The organism is Tistlia sp. (assembly GCF_040905785.1).
In the GTDB taxonomy this organism is placed as follows: domain Bacteria; phylum Pseudomonadota; class Alphaproteobacteria; order Kiloniellales; family DSM-21159; genus Tistlia.
The window spans coordinates 106,379-112,829 of the sequence record NZ_JBBDQW010000052.1 but is presented as its reverse complement, the minus strand read 5'-3'; the positions used below and the strand labels follow the sequence as shown (position 1 = coordinate 112,829).

The following is a 6,451-nucleotide window of genomic DNA, read 5'->3' as shown; positions in this document are numbered from 1 at the left end:
TGGCCGACGAGATCAACCGCGCCAGCCCGCGCACCCAGTCGGCGCTGCTGCAGGCGATGCAGGAGCACCGGGTCACCGTCGCCGGCCGCCCGCGCGCCCTGCCCGAGCCCTTCCACGTGCTGGCGACCCAGAACCCCCTGGAGCAGGAGGGCACCTACCCGCTGCCCGAGGCCCAGCTCGACCGCTTCTTCATGCAGATCGACGTCGGCTACCCGGATCGCGACAGCGAGCGCCAGATGCTGCTGGCGACGACCGGCTCCGAGGACGTCCAGGCCGTGCAGACCATGAGCGCGTCGGAGCTGCAGGCGGCCCAGCGCCTGGTCCGGCGCATCCCGGTCGGCGAGGCCGTGTTCGACGCGATCCTCGACATCGTGCGCCGGGGCCGTCCCGACGGCAGCGACCTCGAGGAGGTCCGCGCCCAGGTCTCCTGGGGCCCCGGACCGCGTGCCAGCCAGGCGCTCGCCCTGGCGGTGCGCGCACGCGCCGTGCTCGACGGCCGCTTCAGCCCCTCGATCGACGACGTGGTGGCGATGGCGCCGGCGGTTCTGCGCCACCGCATGGCGCTGTCCTTCGCCGCCCGTGCCGACGGCGTCACCGTGGACGACATCATCGAGCGCCTCTGCGCGCAGCACCTCTGAGGCCGGCAGTGGCCGAAGCCCAGCGGCGCAATCCCACCGGCGGCCTGCAGCAGCGGGGCGAAGGCCTCGCCGCGGGGCTGCCGCCGCTGCTGGTCGCCGCCGAGCGCGTCGCCTCGACCGTCGCCCAGGGCGTCCACGGCCGGCGCCGGGTCGGCCTGGGCGAGACCTTCTGGCAGTTCCGCCAGTACGAGATCGGCGATTCCCCGCAGTCGATCGACTGGCGCCAGACCGCCAAGAGCGACCGCGTCTTCGTACGCGAGATGGAGTGGGAGGCCGCCCAGTCGGTCTGGCTGTGGCGCGACAGTTCCGCCTCGATGGACTGGCGCTCGTCGCGGGAGCTGCCGAGCAAGCGCGAGCGCGCGGACCTGCTGCTGCTGGCGCTGATCGTGCTGCTGCTGCGCGCCGGTGAACGCGTCGCTCTGCTCGGCGAGCACGTCCTGCCGTCGAGCAGCCGGGCCGCGCTGATCCGCATGGCGCTCAGCCTGGAACGCCAGCGCGCCGGGGACGCCCCCGCACGCCTGCCGGGCATCGAGACCCTGCCGCGTCATGCCCATGTCGTGCTGATCGGCGACTTCCTGTCGCCGCTCGAGGAGATCCAGGCGGAGATCAGGCGCTTCGCCGAGCGCGGCCTGAAGGGCCACGTCCTGCAGATCCTCGATCCGGCCGAGGCGACCCTGCCCTACCAGGGCCGGATCCGCTTCGAGGGGCTGGAGGGCGAGCCGCCCTGGCTGCTCGGCCGCGCCGAGACGGTGCGCGAGGGGTACCTGAAGCGCCTCAGCCTGCAGACCCAGGGCCTGATCGACATCTGCCGGGGCATCGGCTGGACCTCGGGCCGGCACCGGACCGACGCCTCCTCCCAGGCGGCGCTGCTCGGGCTCTACGCCGCCCTGTCCCAGAGGGTGGGAGCCTAGATGCTGTCGCTGGGCCCGCTCGCCTTCGCCAACCCCTGGCTGCTGACGGCCCTGATCGGCCTGCCGGCGATCTGGTGGCTGCTCCGCGTGACACCGCCGGCGCCCCGGCGCCAGTCCTTCCCGGCGGTCCGGCTGCTGCTCGGCCTGCGCCCCCCGGAGGAGACGCCGGCCAGGACGCCGCTGTGGCTGGTCGCGCTGCGCATGCTGCTCGCCGCCCTGGTCGTGCTCGCCCTGGCCCGGCCGCTGCTCAATCCCGCGTCCCTGGGCAGCGGCGACGGGCCAATCCTGCTGGTCGTCGACGACGGCTGGACCGCCGCGCGCCAGTGGGAGGCGCGGCGCAGCCTGCTGCGCGACCTGGTCGGCCAGGCCGAGCGCGCCGGCCGGCCGCTCCTCCTGCTGACCAGCGCACCCGCGGCCGGCGGCCGGGACAGCGCCACCCCACTCCAGGCGCTCGACCCGGCCGAGGCCCGGGGCCGCGTCGAGAGCCTGGTTCCGAAACCCTGGCCGGTCGACCGCGCCGACCTGCTGCGCCGCCTCGAGACCCTCCAGCTCGGCGAGACGGCGCCGGTCTTCTGGCTGTCGGACGGGCTGGAGGCCGAGAGCGCAGGCGCGGGCGACCAGCCGGACGGACTGGCGGTCGCCGAGCGGCTGCGCCGGATCGGCCCGCTGACCGTGTTCCGCGAGACACCCGAGGCGCTGCCGCACCTGCTGCAGCCGCCCGACAACGACGGCCTCGCCCTCGGCATCGCGGCCGAGCGGCCGACCGCCGGCTTCGAGGAGACCCTGGGCGTCGTCGCCCAGGACGACGAGGGCCGCCTCGTCGGCAGCGTCGAGCTCGCCTTCGGGGCCGAGGCGACGCGCGCCAGCGCGCCGCTCGAGCTGCCGGCCGAGCTGCGCAACCGGGTCGCCTCGTTGTCGATCGAGCGCGAGGCGACCGCCGGCGCCCGGGTGCTGCTCGACGAGCGCTGGCGGCGGCGGCCGGTCGGGCTGGTCATGGCGGCCTCCCAGGAGAGCGCCCAGCCGCTGCTCTCGGAGGTCTACTACCTGGAGCGCGCGCTGCAGCCCTTCACCGAGGTCCGGCGCGGCACCCTCGAGGAGCTGCTGGAGCAGGACCTGGCGATCCTGGTGCTCGCCGACCTCGGTCGTCTCGGCGACGAGGAGGCGGCCGCCCTGGAGGGGTGGGTCGAGGGCGGCGGCACCCTGCTGCGCTTCGCCGGGCCACGACTGGCCGAGGCCAGCGACGCCCTGCTCCCGGTCGCGCTGCGCCAGGGCGACCGCACGCTCGGCGGCGCCCTCACCTGGGACACGCCGGCACGCTTCGCCCCCTTTCCCGCGGCCGGCCCGCTGGCCGGGCTGGAGACGCCGGACGACGTCTCGGTGCGTCGCCAGGTGCTCGCCGAGCCCTCGCTGGAGCTCGCCGAGCGAACCTGGGCCCGGCTCGCCGACGGCACGCCGCTGATCACCGGGGTCGAGCGCGGCGAGGGCTGGCTCGTGCTGGTCCACACGACCGCCAACGCCGAGTGGTCGAACCTGTCGATCTCGGGGCTGTTCGTGAACATCCTGCGCCGGCTCGTCGCAATCAGCGCCGGCGTTTCGGCCGGCGCGCGCGGCGGCGAGCCGCAGCCGCCGCTGGCGACGCTCGACGGCTTCGGCCGGCTCGGCGCGCCGCCCCCCGACGCGCTGGCCGCCGACGAGGCGACCCTGGCCGAGAACCGCGTCGGCCCATCGAGCCCGCCCGGCTACTACGGCACCGAGGAGAGCCGCAGCGCGCTCAACCTCTCGGCCGGCATCGCGCTGCCGGCACCGCTGCCCGACCTGCCGCTGTCGGTCGAGGAGCGCGACTACGGCGGCGGCCAGGAGGCCGACCTGCTGCCCTGGCTGCTGATCGCGGCGCTGCTGCTCGGCCTGCTCGACCTGCTGATCGGCCTCGGCCTGCGCGGCCTGCTCGGGCCGCGGCTGCGGGGCGCCGCCGGGGCCCTCGCCCTGGCCGCGGCGGCCGGGATCGCCGCCCTGACCGCGCTGCCCGGCGGCGCGCGGGCCCAGGCCGACGAGGCGGCGGCCCTGGCCGCGACCCTGGAGCTGCGCCTCGCCTACGTCGTCACCGGCGTGCCCTCGCTCGACGCGACCACCCGCGCCGGCCTGCAGGGCCTGTCGCGGATGCTGCTGCGGCGCACCTCGGTCGAACCGGCGGACCCGATCGGCGTCGAGCTGGGCCGCGACGAGTTGGCCTTCTATCCGCTGCTCTACTGGCCGATCACCCCCGAGCAGCGCGACCTCGACAGCGTCGGCCGCAGGGAGCTCGCCGCCTTCATGGAAAACGGCGGCACGCTGGTCGTCGACCTGCGCGAGCCCGGCGGCGGCAGCGGCCTGTTCGGCCAGGGCAGCGCGCAGGCGCAGACCCTGCGCCGCCTGATGGGCGGCATCGAGATTCCGGCGCTGGCGCCGGTGCCGCCCGAGCACGTGCTGACCAAGTCCTTCTACCTTATGCTCGACTTCCCCGGCCGCTACGACGGCGGCACGCTGTGGGTCGAGCAGGCCGAGGACACCGACAAGGACGGCGTCGCCTCGCTGATCGTCGGCTCCAACGACTGGGCCTCGGCCTGGGCGATCGACGACAGCGGGCGGGCGCTGCACGCCGTCGTGCCGGGCGGCGAGCGCCAGCGCGAGATGGCCTTCCGCTTCGGCATCAACCTCGTGATGTACGCCCTGACCGGCAACTACAAGGCCGACCAGGTCCACGTCCCCTTTATCCTCGAGCGACTCGGCCAGTGAAGGCGCCCCGCCGATGAGCGGCAACCTGTCGATCGCCTGGAGCCCCTTCCTGCCCTGGTGGGCACTGGCGGCGCTGGCCGCCCTGGTGCTGCTGCCGGTCGGCTACGCGCTGTTCCGCGGCGCCCGGGGGGCGCTGCTGCGCGGCCTCTTCGCCCTGGTCCTGCTGCTCGCGCTGGCCAACCCCGCGGCGGTCGTCGAGAAGCGCGACCCGCTGCCCGACGTCGCGCTGGTTGTCGTCGACCGCAGCGCCAGCCAGCGCATCGAGCCGCGGCCCGACCAGCGCAACGCCGCCTTCCTGATGCTGAACCGCGAGCTCGACGCCCTGCCCGACACCGAGGTGCGCATCGTGGAAGCCGGCGAGAACGCCATGGCCGCGGACGAGGCCGGCCAGGGCGACCCGGGCACTCGCCTGTTCGGGCCGCTGCGCCGCGCGCTGGCAGACCTCGCCCGCGAGCGGGTCGCGGCGGTCTTCCTGATCAGCGACGGGCGGATCCACGACGTTCCGGCCGGGTTGGAGGAGTTCGGCATCGACGCGCCCCTGCACCTACTGCTGACCGGCCGCGAGGACGAGCAGGACCGCCGGCTGGCGCTGGAGCAGGTGCCGAGCTTCGGCATCGTCGGCAAGCCGCAGAGCCTGACCCTGCAGGTCTCCGACCGCCCCGGCTCGACCGCGCAGACGGCGCGGCTCTCGATCAGCCGCAACGGCGAGACGGCGCGCCAAGTCGAGGTTCCGGTCGGGCGTCCCGCGACCGTCGAGTTCGAGCTCGAGCGGCGCGGGCCCACCGTGCTGGAGCTGCAGGTCGAGCCGCTCGACGAAGAGCTGACCGAGGTCAACAACCGCGCCGCCGTCGTCGTCAACGGGGTGCGCGACCGCCTGCGCGTGCTCCTGGTCTCCGGCGAGCCGCATCCCGGCGAGCGCGCCTGGCGCAACATCCTGAAGTCCGACCCCTCTGTCGACCTGGTCCACTTCACGATCCTGCGCCCGCCCGAGAAGCAGGACGGCACCCCGATCGGCGAGCTGTCGCTGATCGCCTTTCCGACCCGCGAGCTGTTCGAGCTGAAGCTCGACGAGTTCGACCTGGTGATCTTCGACCGCTACCGCAGGCGCGGCGTGCTGCCGACCATCTACCTCGAGAACGTCGCGGCCTACGTCGAGGCCGGCGGTGCGCTGCTCGAGGCGAGCGGCCCGAGCTTCGCCTCGCCGCTGTCGTTGGCGCGGACGCCGCTGGGCCGGGTGCTGCCGGCCATGCCGACCGGGCAGATCGTCGAGGGCGGGTTCCGGCCGCAGGTGACCGAGCTCGGCCATCGCCACCCGGTGACGGCGGGCCTGGAGGGCGCCGGCATCCCCGGCAGCGGCCGCGGCGCCAATTGGGGCCGCTGGTTCCGCCAGCTCGAGGTCTCCGTCGATACGCCCGACGCCCAGACCCTGTTGAGCGGCAGCGGCGAGCGACCGCTGCTGGTGCTCGACCGGGTCGGCGAGGGTCGCGTCGCCGAGCTGGCCAGCGACCACCTGTGGCTCTGGGCCCGCGGTTTCGACGGCGGCGGACCGCAGGCCGAGCTGGTGCGCCGGGTCGCGCACTGGCTGATGAAGGAGCCGGACCTGGAGGAGGAAGACCTGCGCGCCCGGGTCGAGGGCCGCCAGCTCGTGGTCCGCCGCCAGAGCCTTGATTCCGAGGCGCCCTCGCCGGTGACGGTGACCGCGCCCGACGGCACGACCCGCGAGCTTGCGCTCGACAACGCCCTGCCCGGGATCGCGACCGGCCGGCTGCCGATCGAGGAGGGCGGCCTCTACCGGGTCACCGACGGCACGCGCATTGCCCTGGCCGCAGCCGGCGCGCTCAACCCCCGGGAGTACGAGGACCCGCGCGCCAGCGCCGAGCCGACCCAGACGCTGCGCGACGAGAGCGGCGGCGGCCTGCTCCGCCTCGCCGAGACCGAGGAGCTCGTCCTACGCAAGGTGGCGCCGGGGCGCGACCGCAGCGGCCGCGACTGGCTCGGCGTGCTCGAGCACGGCGCCTACCTGGTCACCGGCGTCGAGCGCACCCCACTGCTGCCGGCCCTGGCGGGCCTGCTGCTCGCGCTCGGCGGCCTGCTGGTCGCCTGGCGCCGCGAGGGACGGTAGCGCGCCAA

4 protein-coding genes are annotated in these 6,451 nt (G+C 75.0%); all 4 read left to right on the top strand.

Features of this window, described 5'->3' with window-relative positions:
* Positions 1-638, top strand: a 638-nt coding sequence (locus WD341_RS12340) for an AAA family ATPase (RefSeq protein ID WP_368425761.1), incomplete at its 5' end; no start/stop codon positions are given.
* A gap of 8 nt (positions 639-646) precedes the next feature.
* Complete coding sequence (locus tag WD341_RS12335) at positions 647-1,549, top strand: DUF58 domain-containing protein (protein WP_368425760.1); 903 nt, start codon at positions 647-649, stop codon at positions 1,547-1,549.
* The gene (locus tag WD341_RS12330) at positions 1,550-4,321 is read left to right on the top strand and encodes a DUF4159 domain-containing protein (RefSeq protein WP_368425759.1); all 2,772 of its coding nucleotides are present in this window, start codon (positions 1,550-1,552) and stop codon (positions 4,319-4,321) included.
* 13 nt (positions 4,322-4,334) lie between these two features.
* The gene (locus tag WD341_RS12325) at positions 4,335-6,443 is read left to right on the top strand and encodes a hypothetical protein (protein WP_368425758.1); all 2,109 of its coding nucleotides are present in this window, start codon (positions 4,335-4,337) and stop codon (positions 6,441-6,443) included.
* Positions 6,444-6,451: the final 8 nt, after the last annotated feature.